The organism is Kitasatospora sp. NPDC088346 (assembly GCF_044740765.1).
Classification (GTDB): Bacteria; Actinomycetota; Actinomycetes; order Streptomycetales; family Streptomycetaceae; genus Kitasatospora.
This window is the reverse complement of record NZ_JBIURH010000016.1, coordinates 1-18894: the sequence shown is the minus strand read 5'-3', so window position 1 is coordinate 18894 and position 18894 is coordinate 1. Positions and strand designations below refer to the sequence as shown.

The window sequence follows — 18894 nt, the reverse complement described above, 5'->3', positions numbered from 1 at the left end:
GCGGAGGGGCGGGGTTCAGCGTCCGAGGACCTCGTCCGCGGACATCCAGCCGCTCTCGCTCCGGCCGTCGGCGACCCACTGCCGGTGGGCGGCCGCGGCGAGCGCGTGCGCCCGGGCCGCGCGTTCCACCGGGCTTCCCGCAGCGGCCAGTTGATCGGCCGTCAGCACCCGGACGACGTAGTCGTCGACGCTGAGCCCCGCCTCGGCGGCGGCCGAGCGGACGGCTTCCTCCAGCTGCTCCGGCAGCTCCACGCGGGTGGACATGACGCTCACGATAGCCGCTGCCCGGGGCCGCCAACACTGCCTCGTAGCGGATCGGACCGCCGGGCGGCGGTGCCCGCGAGCGGCTTCGAACGGACGGTCGGGCGGATCGCGGGTGTTCGGGGTGCGACACTGAGGCATGATCGACGATCGCACCCCGCCAGGGCTGCACTTCTCCGAACCCTCCGCCGACGTCCCCGTGGCGGCGACGGCTCCCCGGCCGCTCCCGGTCGACCGGGCCGTCTTCCAGCCGCCGGAGGAGGACGCGCCGCCGCCGGGCCCGGCCGCCCGGGTGCCGGCGGCCCGGGGCCTGACCTTCTCCGCCCCCGGTACGCAGGACTGATCCGGGCCGGCATCCGCATCCGCCCGCGACGGGCGGATGCGGATGCCGGCTCGCCCACATCCGGCCCGCCGAGGCGCCTCCGCCCGGCCCGCCGCCGAGGCCGTTCCGCCCGGCCAGGCCGCGGCCCCTGAACGCCGCCCGGCGGGCGGCTTCCTGACGGTGTGCCGGCCACCGCGTCCGAACATCCACAAAAAATCTTGGTCCTATGGCTACCCGCGGGTAACCCAGGTGCACCATCCTGCTCCCGACCCTCGACATGAAGGAGCACGGACATGCAGCACCCCCGCCACCGCCGCAGGACCCTCGCCGCCGCGGCCGCCGCCGGCGCGACGCTCGCCCTGACGGCCACCGCCCCCGCCGTCGCCGCGCAGCCCGCCGCGGCGCCGGCCGCCTCGGTGCAGGCGCTCGGCAAGCCCGACGTGCCGTACACCACCTGGCTGAAGGACGTCCGGGCGGTGGCCGACCAGGCCGACGCCTACCTCAAGGCGCGGGTGCCGTCCGCCCCCGCGGGTGAGCACCCGGCGATCGTCCTGGACATCGACAACACCTCGCTGGAGACCGACTACTCGTTCGCCCTGCCGACCCCCGCGGTGCAGGCCGTCCGCGACGTGGTCAGATCCGCCAGTGCCCGCGGTGTGAAGGTCTTCTTCGTCACCGCCCGTCCGGGCTTCATCGACTGCATCACCCGCCACAACCTGACGACCGTCGGGTACCCCGTCGACGGCCTGTACGGCCGATCCTTCCTGGACCTGTTCCAGGAGACCTCGACCTTCAAGACCGCCAAGCGCGCGGAGATCGAGCGGAACGGCTACACGATCGTCGCGAACATCGGCAACAACACCACGGACCTGGTCGGTGGTCACGCCGAGCGGACCTTCAAGCTCCCGGACTACGGCGGCCAGCTGTCCTGACCCGGCGTCGAACGCGGCCGTGCCGACGGGTGGACCCCGCCGGCACGGCCGCGCGCCCCGGCCGACCCGCCGGTGCGGGCCGCCCCTTGCGCCGGCAGGCCGGCCTGGCGGAAGCTTCACTGCGGCAGCCGCGCCCGCTCGCCGGACCGGACCGCCGCCTCCCGGTGAAGCGGGGTGCACCCAACTCCGACCCGCTGGGAAGGGGGCCGCCGTGGCGGTCTACGAATCGGTCGACGACGCGATCGGCGGGACGCCGCTGTTCCGGCTCGCCCGGCTGGGCGAGGGCATCGCCGCGCCGGTCTACGCCAAGGCGGAGTTCCTGAGCATCGGCGGCAGCGTCAAGGACCGCGCCGCGCTGTCGATGGTGCTGGCCGCCGAACGCGACGGGCTGCTGCGCCCGGGCGGCACGATCATCGAGGCGACCTCCGGCAACACCGGGATCGGTCTGACGATCGTCGGCCGCCGGCGCGGCTACCGGGTGATCGTCGGCGTCTCCGACCGCTCCTCCCGGGAGAAGTCGGACATCCTGCGGGCCTACGGCGCCGAGGTCGTCGTCGCGCCCGCCGCCCTGCCCAGGCAGCACCCCGACCACCTGTTCAACGTCGTACGGCGGCTCGCCGCGGAGATCCCCGGCGCCTGGCTGGCCAACCAGTACGACAACCCGGCCAACCCCGACGCGCACGTCCGCACCACCGGCCCGGAGATCTGGGAGCAGACCCGCGGCCGGGTGACCCACTTCGTGGCCGGGATCGGCACCGGCGGCACCATCAGCGGCACCGGGGCCCACCTGCGCAAGGTGTCCGGCGGCCGGGTCACCGTGGTCGGCGCGGACCCGGAGGCCTCGGTCTACGCCGGAGGCGACGGCAGCCCCTACTTCGTCGAGAGCATCGGCCACTTCGTCCACCCGGAGACCACCGAGGACCTCTGGCCGCAGTCGTACCACCCCGGGGTGGTGGACCGCTTCGAACGGATCCCCGACCGGGAGTCGCTGCTCACCGTCCGCCGGCTGGCCCGCGAGGAGGGCCTGCTGGCCGGTCCGTCCTCCGGCACCGCCGTGGCGGCCGCCCTGCGGGTGGCGCGCGAACTCGGGCCCGACGACCTGGTGGTGGTGCTGCTCCCGGACTCCGGACGCTCCTACCTCTCGAAGGTGTTCAGCGACGACTGGATGCGGGACTGGGGCTTCCTGGAGGAGCCGCGCACCCCCGGCGACACCGAACCGACCCTGCGCAGCCTGCTCGACGCACCGCCCGGCCCGGGAGCCCCGGCCCTGCCGGCGCCGAGCGAGGACATCCCGCTCGGTGCGGCGCTCGCCCTGCTGCGCGGCTCCGGCTGCGCGGTCGCGCCGGTCGTCGCCGCGCGGCCGGAGCGCCCGTACGGGACCAGCGCCACCGAGATCGTCGGATCCGTGGCCGCCGCCGCGATCGAGGCGGCCCTCGCCGAGGGCCGGGCCCGCCCCGGGGACCCGCTCCGCGACCACCTCGCCCGGCCGCTGCCGGCCGTCGGCATCGGCCGGACGGTCGCCGAGGCGTACCGGGCACTCGGCCCGGACCAGCCCGCCGCGGTCGTCGTGCTCGACGGCCGGGCCGTCGCGGTCGTCCCCCGCGAACGGCTGCGGGCCGCCGCGGAAGCCTGACAGCCGCTCAGCCCGATCGCGTCCGAAGGGCATTGCGCGGTCCGGCACCGGCGGGATAGCGTCGGGGCAGGTGACGAGCGTCAGCGACAAGCCCTGGCTGGCTGACCGGCAACCCTCCCACGCGGCGGGGTGCTCCAGGTGATGACCAGGCGGGGCCGCACCGGCTCCGCAAGCGCGAACCGTGACGCGGCCGATGCCCGTCCGGGCCCGGGGAGGTGACCACCGTGCGTGCCGTACCCGACCGCACCGCCCCCGTCACCCTCGACCCCCGCGGGCCCCGCGTCCACCTCTACGGACGCCAGCACATCGACCTGCAGAGGGTGGCCGGCACGCTCTGTCCCCGCTGACCTGACTCCCCGCCGACGCGGCCCCGCCCGGGGTTGACCGCGTCCGTTCCCGGTCGATCAGGAAGGCCCGCTCCGCCATGCCCGCAGCCGTACCCGCCCCCCTCCCGCCGCTCCACCTGGCCGTCGCGCTCGACGGCACCGGCTGGCACCCCGCCTCCTGGCGGGAGCCGGACGCCCGCCCGCGCGAACTGTTCACCGCCGGCTACTGGGCCGACGCCGTCCTGGAGGCCGAACGCGGCCTGCTCGACCTCGTCACCTTCGAGGACTCGCTGACCCTGCAGAGCACCCGCCACGGTGAGCCCGACGGCCGCACCGACCGGGTCCGCGGCCGGCTCGACGCCGTCCTCACCGCGGCCCGGGTCGCCCCGCTGACCAGGCACATCGGGCTGGTGCCGACGGTGGTCACCACCCACACCGAGCCGTTCCACATCTCCAAGGCGATCGCCACCCTCGACTACGTCAGCACCGGCCGGGCCGGCGTCCGCGTCCAGGCCTCGCTGCGCGCCGACGAGGCCGCGCACTTCGGGCGCCGCTCCTTCCCGGTGATCCGGCCCGACCGGCCCCACGACCCGCAGGTCCGGGAGCTGGTCGCGGACACCTTCGACGAGGCCGCCGACCACGTCGAGGTGGTCCGGCGGCTGTGGGACAGCTGGGAGGACGACGCCGAGATCCGCGACGCCGCCACCGGCCGCTTCGTCGACCGGACCAGACTGCACCACATCGACTTCGCGAGCCGGCACTTCGCCGTCCGCGGCCCGTCCATCACCCCGCGGCCGCCGCAGGGCCAGCCGATCGTCGCCGCGCTCGCCCACGCCACCGTCCCCTACCGGCTGATCGCCCGCTCGGCCGACCTCGGCTTCGTCACCCCGCACGACACCGAGCAGGCCGCGGCGATCGTCGCCGAGGTCCGCGCCGAGCAGCAGGCGGCCGGACGGGCGGGGGAGCACCTCCACCTCTTCGGCGACCTGCTGGTCCTCCTCGACGACGACCCGGCCGCCGCCCGCGCCCGCCGCGCCCGTCTCGACGCCCGCCTCGACGAGCCGTTCACCGGCGACGCCGAGATCTTCGCCGGCACCCCCGCCCAACTCGCCGACCTGCTCCAGGAACGCCAACGGGCCGGCCTGACCGGATTCCGGCTGCGCCCCGCCGTGACCGGCCACGACCTCCGGGCGATCACCCGCGGCCTCGTCCCCGAACTCCAGGCCCGCGGCGCCTTCCGCCGGGCCTACGAGGCCGACACCCTGCGGGGCCTGCTGGGCCTCGGCCGCCCCGCCAACCGCTACGCCGCCCGCACCGCAAGCGCCTGAGCCGGAGGGAACGCACCACCATGACCGGGCCCCGCAAGCAGATCCACCTCGCCGCGCACTTCCCCGGCGTCAACAACACCACCGTCTGGAGCGACCCGCAGGCCGGCAGCCACATCGAGTTCGACTCCTTCGCCCACTTCGCCCGCACCGCCGAACGCGCCAAGTTCGACTTCCTGTTCCTCGCCGAGGGGCTGCGCCTGCGCGAGCAGGGCGGCCTGATCCACGACCTGGACGTGGTCGGCCGCCCCGACACCTTCACCGTGCTCGCCGCGCTGGCCGCGGTGACCGACCGGATCGGGCTGGCCGGCACCATCAACTCCACCTTCAACGAGCCCTACGAGGTGGCCCGGCAGTTCGCCTCCCTCGACCACCTCTCGGCCGGCCGCGCCGCCTGGAACGTGGTCACCTCCTGGGACGCCTTCACCGGCGAGAACTTCCGGCGCGGCGGCTTCCTCGCCGAGCCGGACCGCTACACCCGGGCCGAGCGGTTCCTGCGCACCGCAGGGGAGTTGTTCGACTCCTGGCACGACGACGAGATCGTCGCCGACCAGGAGTCCGGGGTGTTCCTGCCGGACCCGGAGGCCGGCCGTTTCCGCCACCGCGACCGGCACTTCGACATCGCGGGCCGGTTCAACGTCCCGCGCGGGCCCCAGGGCCGGCCCGTGATCTTCCAGGCCGGCGACTCCGAGGAGGGCCGCGAGTTCGCCGCGGCCACCGCCGACGCCATCTTCAGCCGGCACAGCACCTTCGACGCGGGCCGGGCCTTCTACACCGACGTCAAGGGCCGCCTCGCCCGGCACGGCCGCACCCCGCACGACCTGCTGATCCTCCCCGCGGCCACCTTCGTGCTCGGCGACACCGACGCCGAGGCCCGCGAGCGGGCGCACGAGGTACGGCTCAGCCAGGTCAGCGGACAGACCGCGATCAAGACCCTGGAGCAGGTCTGGAACCGCGACCTCTCCGGGTACGACCCCGACGGCCCGCTCCCCGCGATCGACCCCGACCCGGGCGAACACACCGTCGCCCGCGGCCGGGCCAGCGTCCGGATGGTCCGGGACCCGGTGGCCACCGCCAAGGAGTGGCGCCAACTGGCCGAGGCCGAAGGGCTGTCGATCCGCGAGCTGGTCATCCGCACCAGCGGCCGGCAGACCTTCGTCGGCTCCCCGGCCACCGTCGCGGACGCCATCGACACCTTCGTCCAGGCCGACGCCGGCGACGGCTTCATCCTCGTGCCGCACCTCACCCCCGGCGGGCTCGACGAGTTCGCCGACACCGTCGTCCCCCTGCTCCAGGAACGCGGCGCCTTCCGGCGCGAGTACCGGGGCAGCACGCTCCGCGACCACCTCGGCCTGGCCCGCCCGTCCGCGACCCTCGCCACCAGGACCCCGGAAGGGGCAACGCTGTGAAGTTCCTCGCCATCACCCTGATCGTGCACGCCCCCCACCCCGTCACGGGCATCCGCAAGCCCACCACCGAGCGCTTCCGGGAGGTGATCGACAACGCCGTACTGGCAGAGCAGCTCGGCTTCGACGGCTTCGGCGTGGGCGAGCGCCACGAACGCCCCTTCATCTCCTCCTCACCGCCGGTGGTGCTCAGCCACATCGCCGCCCTGACCTCCCGGATCCGGCTGTTCACGGCGGTCACCACGCTCAGCCTGCTCGACCCGGTGCGCGCCGCCGAGGACTACGCCACCCTGGACCACCTCGCCGGCGGCCGCCTCGACCTGATCATCGGCAAGGGCAACGGCACCGCGCAGCGCGAGCTCTTCCAGGTCAGCCCCGAGGACCAGTGGGACCGCAACGCCGAGAGCTACGAGCTGTTCCGGCAGATCTGGCGCCAGGACCGGGTCACCGCGAAGGCCCGGTTCCGCCCGGAACTCACCGACGCCGAGGTGTGGCCGCGTCCGCTCCAGCAGCCGATCCGGGTCTGGCACGGCAGCGCGACCAGCAGGGAGTCGGTCGACCTCGCCGCCCGCTACGGCGACCCGCTGTTCTCCGCCAACGTCACCAACCCGATCGAGCCGTACGCCGAGCTCGTCCGCCACTACCGGGAGCGCTGGGAGCACTACGGCCACGACCCGGCGCTCGCCACCGTCGGCGCCGGGTCGGCCGGCTTCCACACCGCCCGCACCTCGCAACGGGCGGTGGCCGCGTACCGGCCGGTCTTCGAGGGCTACCTCGCCTTCCACCGGCGGGCGGGGCTGGAACCGGTCTTCCCCACCCTGGAGGACTTCGTCGAGCGCAGCTCCGCGCTGATCGGCAGCCCGCAGCAGATCATCGAGAAGGTCCACCGCTACCACGAGCAGTTCGGCCACACCGTGCTGCACCTCCAGGCCGAGGCCGGCGGGCTGGAGGACGCCGACCACCGGGCCTCGCTGGAGCTGTTCCAGGCGGAGGTCGCCCCGGTGCTGCGCCGGGACATCCCCGACCCGCCGTGGCCCTGGGAGCCCATGGGAGTGGCCCCGACCGAGGCCGACTCCGCGCCTGCTTCCGCTTCCGCTTCCGCTGCCGTCTCCGCGACGGGCGGCACCGCGTTCGACGGGGGGCTCACCGGATGACCGGCCGCGTCCCCCTCTCCGTCCTCGACCTGGCCCCGATCAGCTCGGGCTCCACCGCCGGCCAGGCCCTGCGCAACACCGTCGATCTGGCGCAGCGGGCCGAGGCCGCCGGCTACCGCCGGTACTGGCTGGCCGAGCACCACCTGACCACCGGCGTCGCCGGGGTGGCCCCGGCCCTGCTCATCCAGCTGGTGGCAGCGGCCACCGAGCACATCCGGGTCGGTGCAGGCGCCGTCCAACTGGGCCACCGCACCGCGCTGTCGGTGGTCGAGGAGTTCGGCGTGCTGGACGCCCTGCACCCGGGCCGGATCGATCTGGGCCTCGGCCGTTCCGGCTTCCGGGCGCCCCGGCCCGGAGCCGCCGGCACGACGTCCGCACCGACGTCCGCACCGGCGCCCGCACCCGTGACCCGCCCGACCGGGCCCCGGTACACCCCCGAGGGCCTGCTCGTCCCGGCGCCGTACGACTTCAGCAGCCTGATCGGCTCGCCGCTGTTCGCCCGCTACACCGGTCTGGTCCAGTTCCCGGGCGCCGAACCGGTGGAGTACGGCGAGCAGTTGGACACGATCCTCGCCCTGCTGCGCGGCGACCACCGCACCCCGGAGGGGATCGAGGCGCACGCCGTCCCCGGCGAGGGGGCGGACCTGGAGGTGTGGGTGCTGGGCAGCAGCGCCGGGGTCAGCGCCGGGGCGGCGGGTGCGCTCGGTCTGCCGTTCGCCGCGAACTACCACGTCAGCCCCGCGACCGTGGTGGAGGCCGTGGACGCCTACCGCAAGGCCTTCCGGCCGTCCGCGCGGCTGGCCGAACCGTACGTGCTGGTCTCCGCCGACGTCGTGGTGGCGGAGGACGACGAGACGGCCCGGCACCTCGCCTCGCCGTACGGGCTGTGGGTGCACAGCATCCGCTCCGGGCAGGGTGCGATCCCCTTCCCCAGCCCCGAGGAGGCCGCCGCCCACCCGTGGACGGACGGCCAGCGCGCCTTGGTCGAGGACCGGACCACGACCCAGTTCGCCGGATCCGCGGGGACCGTCGTCGAGCGGCTGGAGGTGCTGCGGGAGGCCACCGGAGCCGACGAGCTGCTGGTCACCACGATCACCCACGACCACCGGGACCGGGTCCGCTCCTTCGATCTGCTCGCCGAGGCCTGGCGGCGCGGCTGACCGGCACCGACCGCAGGCGGTCCGCCGGAGAGAACCCGCAGCCGGGTGGTGTGAGATCCGGACATCGGGGCAGGCGCGGTGCGTGAGGCCGCCGGGACCGGCCCGCGGCGGCGGAAGCCGGCCGGTGGTCCCACCCCTCACCCCGACGGACGACGAAAGGATGACCGGATGAGCGCGCAGGTCTGGAACTACCACGAGACGGCCGGCCGTTTCGACGGCGTCGACCTGGTGGGCTACCGGGTCGAGGCCACCGACGGGCACATCGGCAAGGTCGACCGGCACTCGGCCGAGGTCGACTCCTCGTACGTGGTGGTCGACACCGGGGCATGGATCTTCGGACGACAGGTCCTGCTCCCGGCGGGCACCGTCACCCGGATCGACACCGAGGCGCAGAAGGTCTGGGTCGACCGGACCAAGGACCAGATCAAGGACTCACCGGAGTTCCAGCCGGAGACCCACACCGAGGACCCCGACTACTTCAACCTGGTCGGCGGCTACTACTTCGGCGGGTACCCGCCGGTCCGGTGAACCACCGGAGCCGACCGCACCCGCCGAACGACACCGAACCTGGAGGATCCCATGGGCACGACCGACAAGGCCGCGAACACCGCAGACAAGATCAAGGGCAAGGCCAAGGAGACCGCCGGCCGCGCCGTCGGCAACGAGCGTCTGGAGGCCGAGGGCCGGGCCGACCAGGTCAAGGGCGACGCCAAGCAGGCCGGGGAGAAGGTCAAGGACGCCGCCAAGGACGTCCTGGGGCACTGACCCCCGCCACCCACCCCGGGGCCGGGGCCGACTCGCACCGCGAGCCGGCCCCGGCCCCCGTTTGCCGCCCGGCCGCCGGGGCAGGCGAGCCGCATGAACCCCCAGCAGGCCGCGGGCCCGGACCAGGTGCCCGACATCGCGTCCCGCGAGGCCGTCCAGGGCGAGTCCGAGAGCACCCGGACGGTGCTCGTCGCCACCGCCGCCAACCTGGTGATCGCCGTCGCGAAGTTCTTCGTCGGCCTGCTGGGAGGCTCGGCCGCGATGCTCTCCGAGGCGGCCCACTCGGTCGCCGACACCGTCACCGAGCTGTTGCTGCTGACGGCGCTGCGCCGGGCCGACCGGCCGGCGGACGAGGAACACCCCTTCGGCTACGGCCACGAGGCGTACTTCTGGGCCTTCCTCGCCGCACTGGCCACCTTCCTGGCCGGCGCGCTGGTCTCGATCGTGCACGGCCTCCAGGAGATCACCGGCGGTGAGGAGCCGGGCCACTACGCGCTGTCGTACGCGGTGCTGGCGCTGGCCGCGCTGTGCGAGGGGATCTCGTGGCGGCAGGCGGCCCGGCAGGTCCGCTCGGAGGCGGCCCGCCGCCGGGTGTCGGCGCTGCGGCTGCTGCGGATCACCCCCGACACCACCGTCAAGGCGGTCGCCCTGGAGGACACCGCCGCGCTGATCGGCCTGACCGTCGCGGCGGCCGGCCTGGCCGGCTCCCAGCTGAGCGGCTCCGCCGTCTGGGACGGGCTCGCCTCGGTGGTCATCGGGGTGCTGCTGGTGGCCGTCTCGGTGGTGCTGACCCGGGCCAACAAGTCCCTGCTGATCGGCGAGGCGGTGCCGCCCGCGATGCGGGAGGCGCTGCGCGACGAACTGCGGGCGCTGCCGGAGACGGCCCGGGTGATGACCCTGTTCACCATGGTGCTCGGCCCGCGCGAGGTCCTGCTCGCGGCCCGCGTCGACTTCCACGACGCGCACGGCTCGGCGGCCGTCGAGGCCGCCTGCGAGCGGGCGGAGCGACGCATCCGCGCACGGTTCCCCACCGTCCGCCAGATCTTCATCGACCCCACCCCGCCCTGGTCGGACGCGGTCGTCGGCCCGGCCCACGAGGAGGAGCGGCACGGTGATGCGTGACGGAGCGCGGAGCGGGGTCCGCGCCGCCGCGGACGTGGCCCGGGCGCACGACCGGATCCGGGACACCGAGGACGGCGCCCGGCGCCGGGGAGCCCTGGCGGCCTACCGCTGGGCGCTGGGCCGGGCGCACTCGGCACCGCTGACCGGCGCCGCGGCCGGTGACGTGCCCAGCCTGGAGGCCCTCACCGCCGAGGTGGACGCCTCGCTCGTCCAGCTGGAGGCCACCACCCGCCCGTCGGTGGGCCGCGAGTACATCCAGGGCGTGCACGACGCGCTGGCCTGGGTGTGCGGCCACAGCGACACCCCGCCCTGAGCCCCGGGCCCGGACGCGCTCCGAGGGGCGGGACGTGAACGGCGGCGCCCGACGCGGGAGTGCGTCGGGCGCCGCCGTCCAGGCGTGCGGACCGGGCCCGGGCCTCAGGGCCGGGCGCCGCCGGCCGTCATCGCAGGCTCGGGGCCGGGCAACGGGGGCTGCGGCGCGGGCGGCCACGGGTCGGGCTCGGAGGGTCCGGGGCCGGGCGGCACCGGATCGGGGCCGCCCGGGGTCGGCACCGGACCGGGCAGCGGCCCGGGTTCGGGCCCTCCCGGGCCGGGAGCGGGCGTCGGCGTCGGCGGGACGGGGTCGGTGGGACGGTTCACGGTGCCTCTCCTCAGGTCGAACTGCTGGTGCGGTGGCCGCGGTTCAGCGCCGGCGCCGCAGGACGGCCCAGGTGACCAGCGCACCGGCCGCCAGCCCCGCGGCGAGCAGGTACGGTCGCGGGCGGGCGGACGGCCGGAACGTCTCCCGGCCGTCGTCGACGTCCCCGGTCGGCGGCTGCCCGGCCCCGGCCCGTTCCGCCGCCTGCCGGACCCGGTTCAGGCCCGCGTCACCGGCGTGGACCGCCGCGGTCGTGACCCGCTCGACCGAACCACGGGCCCGCTCCAGCAGCGAGGGGCCGTCGGCGGTGGGCTGCGGCCGGCCGATGCCCAGCAGGTCCTGGGCGGCCAGGGCGTCCCCGAGCAGCAGCTCCGGGTCGTCCGGTACGGGGGTGCCGAGCCCCGGGTGCGCGGCGGTGGCGCCCGCCTCGGGGCCGCTGTGCCGGTCGTCGTCTTCGGGCTTCATCGCTACCAGCCTCCGGTCGGTGCGGAAGGGACTCGGGCGCGGCGCGGTCACCCGGCGCCGCCGCTGCTCGCCTTGCCCGGGAACGTCCCGGCAAACCCGTGGGCACCGGGCTGTTTGAACCGGCCCGCAGCGGTCACACGAGGTGGTGAGGCCGAATCCCCACCCCCCCGGGTTCCGGCCTCGGCAGCCGGCTCCCGGGCCTGACGACGACCGACGGCCCGGGGGCGGTGCTGCCCCAACCGGGGCACCGGACGATTCACCGGCCGGAGCAGGGGTAGTCGCAGCCCCATGTTGACCTTCGGAGTCGAGGAAGAGTACCTGCTGGTCGATCCGGGCACCGGCGCGCCGGTTCCGCGCGCCGAGGAGGTCCTGCTCGCCGCCGACCTGCGCCCCGCGCTGCTGCCGAGCGAGGCCCAGCACGAACTGCTGCAGGTCCAGCTGGAGGTCGCCACCCCCGTCTGCCACGACCTGGCGGCCGCCGCCCGGCACCTGCGCCGGATGCGGGCCGCCCTGAACGCGTCCGCCGCCCAGTGGGGCTGCCGGATCGTCGCGGTCGGTGGCGCGCCGTTCGCCGCCGACGGCCCGGTCCCGGTCACCGACCAGGACCGTTACCGCACCGCCCGCGCCCAGGCCCCGCAACTGGTCGACGACCTGATGCTGAACGGCATGCACGTCCACGTCGGCGTCGAGGACGAGGACGAACGGGTCGCCGCGCTCGATCGGATCCGCCCCTGGCTGCCGGTACTGGTCGCGATGACGGGGAACTCCCCGCTGTGGTCCGGTGCCGACACCGAGTTCGCCAGCTGGCGCACCATCCACTTCGACCGCTGGCCGGTCAGCGGCCCTCCGCCGTCCTTCCGGGACGCCGCCGACTACCGGCACCGGGTCCGCGCCCTGCTGGACACCGGGGTGATCCGCGACGCCGGCCGGCTCTACTGGATGGCCAGGCTCTCCGAGCGGTACCCCACCGTCGAGGTGCGCGCCGCCGACGTCCAGCTGACGGTGGCCGACGCCGAGCTGGTCGCCGGGGTGATCCGGGGCCTGGTCGCCTCCGCCGTGCTGGCCGAGCGCCGTGGCGACCCGCGCCCGGAACCGCCCGAGGAGCTCCTGCGGGCCGCCGTCTGGCACGCCGCCCACGACGGTCTCGCCACCACCCTGGTCTCCGCCCGCGACGGAGTCGCCCGCCCCGCCGGCGCCGTGCTGGAGGAGCTCCGGGAGTACCTCGCACCCGGGTTGGACCTCACCGGTGACACCCGCGCCGTGGACCGGCTCTGGCGGGACTTCACCGCCGCCGGCACCGGCGCCGACCGCCAGCGCCGCTGGTTCCGCGAGTCCGGCCGGGAGGGCCTGACCAAGCACCTGCTGGACTGCGCCGTCGCGGGCTGACGGCGCGGGCCCGGCCCGCCGTACCGCGGTCAGCGCCGGCCGGGCAGCACGTACCGGTGCTCGGGCCGGCCGGTGTCCCCGTACCGCAGGCTGAGCCGCAGCCGGCTGTCGCGCTCCAGCTGCTTGAGGCAGCGCTGCGCGGTCGAGCGGCTCAGCCCGGTCTCGTCCGCGACCTCCTGCGCGGACAGCGGGCGTCCCGCCCGCCGCAGGGCGCCCAGGACCAGGTCCGTCGTGGGCGCCGAGTGCCCCTTGGGCAGGTGCGCGACGGGGGAGGCGGCGCTGCGCATGGTGGCGAACAGCCGGTCCACCTCGTCCTGCCCGGCCTCCCGCGCGGCCGGCCCGGCGAGCGCGTGCCGCAGCTGTGCGTACGAGACCAGCTTCTCCCGCAGTCCGGCGAACGCGAACGGCTTGACCAGGTACTGCAGGGCGCCGTGCTGCATGGCCGCGTGCACGGTGGAGACGTCCCGGGCGGCCGTCACCATCATCACGTCGCAGCCGATGCCGGCCGCCCGCATCCGGCGGACCAGTGCGAGCCCGGTCTCGTCCGGCAGGTGGTGGTCCAGCAGCAGGAGGTCCACCGGGCGGCGCTCCAGGGCGGCCAGCGCCTCGGCGGCGCTGTGCGCCGTGCCGGTCACCCGGAAGCCGGGGACCTTGGCCACGTACGCGGCGTGCACCTCGGCGACCCGGAAGTCGTCGTCCACCACCAGCACGTCGATCACGATGCCTCCAGCCGGGCGAGGGGACGGTCCGCGAGGGGGCGGTCCGCAAGATGGCGGTCCGCGAGGGGGCGGTCAGGGTGCAGGGCCTCGGGCAGCTCGACGCTGAACCGGGCGCCACCGAGCGGGCCGCGGTCGACGGTGATCCGTCCGCCGGCCCGCTCCACCAGGCGGCGGACCAGCGCCAGGCCGAGCCCGCGCGGACGGTGCGCCGGGGCCGTCTTGCTGCTCCAGCCCTCCTCGAAGATCCTCTCCCGCAGCTCGGGCGGAACGCCCGGCCCGCTGTCGGCGACCTCGATCAGCAGCGTGCCGCCGCTCGCCCGCAGCCCCACCTCGACCTCGCCGCCGCCGAGCGCGTCCAGCGCGTTGTCGACCAGGTTGCCGACCACGGTGACCAGCGCGCGCGGATCCACCGCCGCGTCCGGCAGATGGGTGTCGGCGGCGATCAGCAGCCGGACGCCGCGCTCGGCCGCCACCGCCGCCTTGCCCGCCAGCAGCGCGGCGACGTGCGGGTCCTGCACCTGCCCGGCGATCGCGGCGGCGACGGCCGCGTGCGAGCCGGACTGCTCGGAGATGAACTCCGCGGCCTGCTCGTGGCGGCCGAGCTCCAGCAGGCCGAGCAGGGTGTGCATCCGGTTGGCGTGCTCGTGGTCCTGTGCGCGCAGGGCCTCGGTCAGGCTCCGGGTGGTGTCCAACTCCCGCACCAGTGACTCCAGTTCTGTTCGGTCCCGGAGGGTCACCACCGCTCCGCCGTCGGCGGTCGCCATCCGGTTGACCACCAGCACCCGGTCGTCCCGGACGGCCGGCAGGTCCGTCCCCGCGATCCGGCCGGCCAGGATCTCCGTCAGCCGGCCGGCCGGCAGCGCCTGCTCGATCGGTCGGCCGGTGCTGTCCTCGGGCAGCGCCAGCAGCCGCACCGCCTCGTCGTTCGCCAGCCGGATCCGGCCCCGGGCGTCGAGCGCGACCATGCCCTCCCGGATGCCGTGCAGCATCGCCTCCCGCTCCACCAGCAGCGCGGAGATGTCGGCCACCGCGATGTTGTGCGTCCGCCGCTTCAGCCGCCGGGCCAGCACCAGGGTCGCCACCGTGCCGGCGGCCAGGCCCGCGCCGGCGCACAGCAGGATGCCCGTCGCCATGCCGAGCAGCCGGTGCCGGATCGAGTCGTCGCTGATCCCCACCGAGACCTCGCCGACGATCCGGCCGTCCGCCAGCCGGAGCGGCACCTTGCCGCGCGCCGTCCGGCCGAGCGTGCCCAGCTCGATCGCGGTCACGCTGCGTCCCTTCAGGGCCGGCCCGGGGTCGGTGCTGACCCGGAAGCCGATCTTCGCCGGGTCGGTGTGCGACAGCCGGATCCCGTCCAGGTCGGTGACCACCACGAAGCTGGCGCCGGTCGCCAGCCGGATCTGCTCGGCGTTGCGCTGCGCGGTGGCGGTGTCCCGGGCCGCCGCCGCCCGGGCGAGGACCTCGTCCGTGGCGGTCGCCTGGGCGATGGACAGCGCGCGCTGCATCGCGTCCCGGTCCAGCTCGCGGCTGACGGGCGCCAGGAAGAGCCCAGCGGTCACCGCGGTCACCCCCACGGTCACCACGGTCTGGCTCAGCAGCAGCTGGGCGAAGACCCGACGGGGCCAGTGCGGTCGCCTCATCGCGGGACTCCTTCCTGTTCCTGCTCGCCCGGCGGGGCGGACGGCCACCCGGGTCCGTACGGTCACCAGGGTCCGTACGGCCACCCGGGCTGTGGACGGTGACCCGGGGTGGACGGTCACCCTATGTTTCCGCCGTGTTTCTGTCACCGCCCCCGCTGTTGTAGCGGAAGCAAAACGAGCAGAACAGCCCTCAACGCGCGCAAGCCGCACTACGCCGACAAGGCTGCCGCCCCGCCGCCCGCCGCTCCTAACCTCCGGAGCACGGAACGGACCCCGGCGACGACGCCGGGCGGGCAGAGGTGGTGGTGCACATGAGCGTGCCGGACAAGACGGCCCCGGCGATCGAGTTGGCCGGTGCGACCAAGCGGTTCAGGACCCCGTCGGGTGACCTGCACACCGCCGTACGGGATCTCGACCTGACCGTGGCCCCGGGCGAGTTCGTCGCCGTGGTCGGCCCCACCGGCTGCGGCAAGTCCACCACACTGACCCTGGTCAGCGGCCTGGAGGAGCCCACCGAGGGCGAGGTGCGGGTGCACGGCGAGGCGGTGGCCGGGATCAACCGGCACGTCGGCTTCGTCTTCCAGCAGGACGCCGTCTTCCCGTGGCGCACCGTGCTCTCGAACGTGATGGCCGGACCGCGCTTCCGCGGGGTCCCCGCCGCCGAGGCCCGGGAGCGGGCCCGTGACTGGCTGGCCCGGGTCGGCCTGGGAGCGTTCGAGGACCGCTACCCGCACCAGCTCTCCGGCGGCATGCGCAAGCGCGTCGCCCTCGCCCAGACCTTCGTCAACGACCCCCGGATCCTGCTGATGGACGAGCCCTTCTCGGCGCTCGACGTCCAGACCCGGGCGCTGATGTCGGACCAGCTGCTGGAGCTGTGGGCCGGCACCGGCTCCTCGGTCGTCTTCGTCACCCACGACCTGGACGAGGCCATCGCCCTCGCCGACCGGGTCGTGGTGATGACGGCCGGGCCGGCCACCGTCAAGGAGATCTTCACCGTCGACCTGCCGCGACCGCGCACGGTCGAGGCCGTCCGCCTGGAACCCCGTTTCGTCGAGCTCTACCGCGAGATCTGGGGCTCGCTCGGCGAAGAGGTCCGGATCACCCGTGAGAGAGGAGCGGGTCGTGCCGCTTGAGACCGCCGTACCCGCAGTCGCCGCCCCCGCTCCGGCCGGACGCACCGAGGCCCGCCGGCTCGCCGCCCGCAGGAGGAGGATCGGGGTCCTCGGGGCCCGGGCCGCCGTCCTGGTGGCCTTCCTCGGCCTGTGGGAGCTGGCCGCCCGCACCGAGGTCGTGGACCCGTTCAACTTCTCCCAGCCGTCACGGATCTGGGCGCAGATCTGGCAGTGGACCACCCACGGCACCGCGCAGGGCTCGCTCGGCGAGCAGATCGGCTACACCCTCTACGAGGCGCTCACCGGCTGGGTCATCGGCGTCACCGCCGGTGTCCTGCTGGGCATCGCGCTGGGTCGGATCCGCTTCCTGGCCGACGTGTTCGGCCCGTACATCAAGGTGCTCAACGCCATCCCGCGGATCGTGCTGGCGCCGATCTTCCTGATCTGGTTCGGCCTCGGCCCGGCCTCCAAGGTGGCCTCCGCCGTCGTCCTGGTGTTCTTCCCGGTCTTCTTCAACGCCTTCCAGGGCGCCCGCGAGGTGGACCGCAACCTGGTCGCCAACGCCCGGATCCTCGGCGCGGACAACCGCAGGGTCACCCTCCAGGTGGTCATTCCCGCCGCGACCACCTGGATCTTCACCAGCCTGCACGTCAGCTTCGGCTTCGCCCTGATCGGCGCCATCGTCGGCGAGTACATCGGCGCCACCAAGGGCCTCGGCCTGCTGGTCGCCGCGGCCCAGGGCACCTTCAACGCCGCCGGGGTCTACGCCGCGATGACCATCCTCGCCGTGGTCGCCCTGCTCACCGAAGGCCTGCTCACCCTCGCCGAGAAACGGCTCTTCCGCTGGAAGCCGGCCGCCGCCGGCGACGGCCGCTGAACCCCGACCACCCGCTCGGAACCCCCGACCACCCCCTCGGAACCCACCCGCCGGGAACCCCGTCCCCGGGAACCCCACCCGCCCGGAAAGGCCACCCCCATGCGCAGAACCCTCGCAGCCGCCGTAGCCGCCGCGCTGCTCCTCCCGCTCACCGCCTGTGCCAACGACGCCTCCTCCACCGCGCACGGCGGCGCCGCCCCGGCGGGCCGTGCGGTCGACGGGCCGACCGTCAAGATCATGGTCGGCGGGCTCGACAAGGTCATCTACCTGCCCGCGATGCTCACCCAGCGGCTCGGCTTCTTCGCCGAGGCCGGTGTCAACGTGGAACTGCTGAGCGAGCCGGCCGGCGTCAACGCCACCACCGCCCTGCTCGCCGGGGACGTCCAGGGCGCGGTCGGCTTCTACGACCACACGATCGACCTCCAGGCCAAGGGCAAGAACGTCGAGTCGGTGGTGCAGTTCTCGCAGGCCCCGGGCGAGGTGGAGGTGGTCTCCGCCAAGCAGGCCGCCGCCATCCGGACCGGCGCCGACTTCAAGGGCAAGAAGCTGGGTGTCACCAGCATCGGTTCCTCCACCGACTTCCTGACCAAGTACCTGGCGGTCAAGAACGGCGTCCCGGTCAGCGAGTTCAGCCCGATCGCGGTCGGCGCGGGCCAGACCTTCATCGCCGCCATGCAGCAGGGCAGCATCGACGCCGGGATGACCACCGACCCCACGGTGGCGACCATCCTCTCCAAGCAGATCGGCACCGTGCTGTACGACATGCGCACCCCGGAGGGCTCGCGGGCTGCGCTCGGCGGTCTCTACCCGTCCTCCTCGCTGTACATGAACACCGAGTGGGTCGAGAAGAACAAGGACACCACCCAGAAGCTGGCCAACGCCCTGGTGAAGACCCTCAAGTGGATGTCCACCCACTCGCCCGCGGAGATCGCCGCCCAGATGCCGGCCGACTACGCGCAGGGCGGCGCCGACCAGTACGCCGAGGCGATCAAGGCCACCCTGCCGATGTTCACCACGGACGGGGTGATGCCCGCGGAGGGCCCGAGGACCGTGCTGGCCGTGCTCGGCGCCTTCCATCCGGACGTGAAGGGCAAGGAGGGCACCATCGACCTCGCCCGGACCTACACCAGCGAGTTCGTCGGCAAGGCCGCCACCGGCTGACCCCGGTCGGGTGTCAGCCGCTGAAGGCCGGAGCCCCGGAGGCTCCGGCCTTCAGCGGTGGGTGGTCGGGGGGTGGCGGTGGGTGGTGGGTGTGGTGCGGGCCACCCGGTGGGGTGGGTGGGTGGTCCGGTTGTTGGGCGGACGGTCGGGTGGTGGTGACGCTGGGTCGACGGTGTGCGGGGGCTCACAGGGGTTTCGGGGTGACCGGCGCCACGTTCGGGTGGGTCGGTGGGGCGGGATCGGCTCAACCGTGGCGGCGCCGGGTGCCGGGTACGGCCGGTAACCGGGGCCTGAGCTGGGAGTTCGTGGGATTCCTTGATGTGCCGGTCGGGGTTCCGTAGCTTCGAAACCAGTGCAGCGAGCACCCCGGTCCGTGGATCGGGTGGTGACGACGAAGCTGCGCTCCCTGACCGACAGGCCCCTTGTCCGGGGTCTGGTTCCGTGTGCCCCGTGCCCGGGGTGACCGAGAGGATCCGCATGACGTTCCGTGA

Annotated in this window: 20 protein-coding genes and 1 riboswitch; of the genes, 16 read left to right on the top strand and 4 right to left on the bottom strand. The window is 74.6% G+C overall.

The window, feature by feature from the left end:
- Positions 1-15: 15 nt before the first annotated feature.
- Entirely contained in the window at positions 16-264 is a 249-nt protein-coding gene (locus ACIOFR_RS21440; protein WP_400999564.1) for a hypothetical protein, read from the bottom strand.
- Between the two features lie 136 nt (positions 265-400).
- On the opposite strand from ACIOFR_RS21440, the gene ACIOFR_RS21435 reads away from it, so the two are divergent.
- The 12 genes from ACIOFR_RS21435 (at position 401) to ACIOFR_RS21380 (ending at position 10719) form a co-directional block, all read left to right on the top strand.
- Positions 401-604 (top strand): hypothetical protein, encoded by a 204-nt coding sequence (locus ACIOFR_RS21435; protein WP_400999562.1) that lies wholly within the window; start codon positions 401-403, stop codon positions 602-604.
- A gap of 272 nt (positions 605-876) precedes the next feature.
- Entirely contained in the window at positions 877-1515 is a 639-nt protein-coding gene (locus ACIOFR_RS21430; RefSeq protein ID WP_400999560.1) for an HAD family acid phosphatase, read from the top strand.
- A gap of 211 nt (positions 1516-1726) precedes the next feature.
- The gene (locus tag ACIOFR_RS21425) at positions 1727-3148 is read left to right on the top strand and encodes a pyridoxal-phosphate dependent enzyme (RefSeq protein ID WP_400999558.1); all 1422 of its coding nucleotides are present in this window, start codon (positions 1727-1729) and stop codon (positions 3146-3148) included.
- 69 nt (positions 3149-3217) lie between these two features.
- Positions 3218-3329, top strand: a riboswitch (SAM riboswitch).
- Positions 3330-3372: 43 nt separating this feature from the next.
- The gene (locus ACIOFR_RS21420) at positions 3373-3495 is read left to right on the top strand and encodes a putative leader peptide (RefSeq protein WP_400999556.1); all 123 of its coding nucleotides are present in this window, start codon (positions 3373-3375) and stop codon (positions 3493-3495) included.
- A 77-nt stretch (positions 3496-3572) separates the two neighbouring features.
- Positions 3573-4802, top strand: a complete 1230-nt coding sequence (locus ACIOFR_RS21415; protein WP_400999554.1) for an LLM class flavin-dependent oxidoreductase — start codon at positions 3573-3575, stop codon at positions 4800-4802.
- A gap of 20 nt (positions 4803-4822) precedes the next feature.
- Positions 4823-6208 (top strand): NtaA/DmoA family FMN-dependent monooxygenase, encoded by a 1386-nt coding sequence (locus ACIOFR_RS21410; RefSeq protein WP_400999552.1) that lies wholly within the window; start codon positions 4823-4825, stop codon positions 6206-6208.
- Entirely contained in the window at positions 6205-7359 is a 1155-nt protein-coding gene (locus ACIOFR_RS21405; protein WP_400999550.1) for an LLM class flavin-dependent oxidoreductase, read from the top strand. Before ACIOFR_RS21410 ends, ACIOFR_RS21405 begins: the two co-directional genes overlap by 4 nt.
- On the top strand, positions 7356-8519 hold the full coding sequence (locus ACIOFR_RS21400; RefSeq protein WP_400999548.1) for an LLM class flavin-dependent oxidoreductase: 1164 nt from the start codon (positions 7356-7358) through the stop codon (positions 8517-8519). Before ACIOFR_RS21405 ends, ACIOFR_RS21400 begins: the two co-directional genes overlap by 4 nt.
- Before the next feature lie 168 nt (positions 8520-8687).
- Positions 8688-9047 (top strand): PRC-barrel domain containing protein, encoded by a 360-nt coding sequence (locus ACIOFR_RS21395; protein ID WP_400999546.1) that lies wholly within the window; start codon positions 8688-8690, stop codon positions 9045-9047.
- Positions 9048-9098: 51 nt separating this feature from the next.
- Entirely contained in the window at positions 9099-9284 is a 186-nt protein-coding gene (locus tag ACIOFR_RS21390) for a CsbD family protein (RefSeq protein ID WP_400999544.1), read from the top strand.
- A 93-nt stretch (positions 9285-9377) separates the two neighbouring features.
- Positions 9378-10406 (top strand): cation diffusion facilitator family transporter, encoded by a 1029-nt coding sequence (locus tag ACIOFR_RS21385; protein WP_400999542.1) that lies wholly within the window; start codon positions 9378-9380, stop codon positions 10404-10406.
- Positions 10399-10719: a hypothetical protein gene (locus ACIOFR_RS21380; protein ID WP_400999540.1), complete on the top strand. Its 321-nt coding sequence runs from the start codon at positions 10399-10401 to the stop codon at positions 10717-10719. Before ACIOFR_RS21385 ends, ACIOFR_RS21380 begins: the two co-directional genes overlap by 8 nt.
- A 369-nt stretch (positions 10720-11088) precedes the next feature.
- Here the strand turns inward: ACIOFR_RS21380 and ACIOFR_RS21375 are convergent, their stop codons facing one another.
- Positions 11089-11508, bottom strand: a complete 420-nt coding sequence (locus ACIOFR_RS21375) for a hypothetical protein (protein WP_400999538.1) — start codon at positions 11506-11508, stop codon at positions 11089-11091.
- A gap of 288 nt (positions 11509-11796) precedes the next feature.
- Between ACIOFR_RS21375 and ACIOFR_RS21370 the strand changes: the two genes are divergently transcribed.
- Complete coding sequence (locus ACIOFR_RS21370) at positions 11797-12894, top strand: glutamate--cysteine ligase (RefSeq protein WP_400999536.1); 1098 nt, start codon at positions 11797-11799, stop codon at positions 12892-12894.
- A 29-nt stretch (positions 12895-12923) separates the two neighbouring features.
- Here the strand turns inward: ACIOFR_RS21370 and ACIOFR_RS21365 are convergent, their stop codons facing one another.
- Both ACIOFR_RS21365 and ACIOFR_RS21360 read right to left on the bottom strand, forming a co-directional pair.
- A complete protein-coding gene (locus ACIOFR_RS21365) occupies positions 12924-13613 on the bottom strand; it encodes a response regulator (protein ID WP_400999534.1) in 690 nt (229 codons plus the stop codon).
- Positions 13610-15253: an ATP-binding protein gene (locus ACIOFR_RS21360; protein WP_400999532.1), complete on the bottom strand. Its 1644-nt coding sequence runs from the start codon at positions 15251-15253 to the stop codon at positions 13610-13612. The genes ACIOFR_RS21365 and ACIOFR_RS21360 overlap by 4 nt, the downstream gene beginning before the upstream one ends.
- A gap of 311 nt (positions 15254-15564) precedes the next feature.
- Here ACIOFR_RS21360 and ACIOFR_RS21355 point away from each other — a divergent pair, with 311 nt between their 5' ends.
- From ACIOFR_RS21355 to ACIOFR_RS21345, 3 genes are all read left to right on the top strand, one after another.
- Complete coding sequence (locus ACIOFR_RS21355; RefSeq protein WP_400999530.1) at positions 15565-16386, top strand: ABC transporter ATP-binding protein; 822 nt, start codon at positions 15565-15567, stop codon at positions 16384-16386.
- On the top strand, positions 16376-17242 hold the full coding sequence (locus ACIOFR_RS21350) for an ABC transporter permease (protein ID WP_400999528.1): 867 nt from the start codon (positions 16376-16378) through the stop codon (positions 17240-17242). The genes ACIOFR_RS21355 and ACIOFR_RS21350 overlap by 11 nt, the downstream gene beginning before the upstream one ends.
- 99 nt (positions 17243-17341) lie before the next feature.
- Entirely contained in the window at positions 17342-18403 is a 1062-nt protein-coding gene (locus ACIOFR_RS21345) for an ABC transporter substrate-binding protein (RefSeq protein ID WP_400999526.1), read from the top strand.
- Positions 18404-18894: the final 491 nt, after the last annotated feature.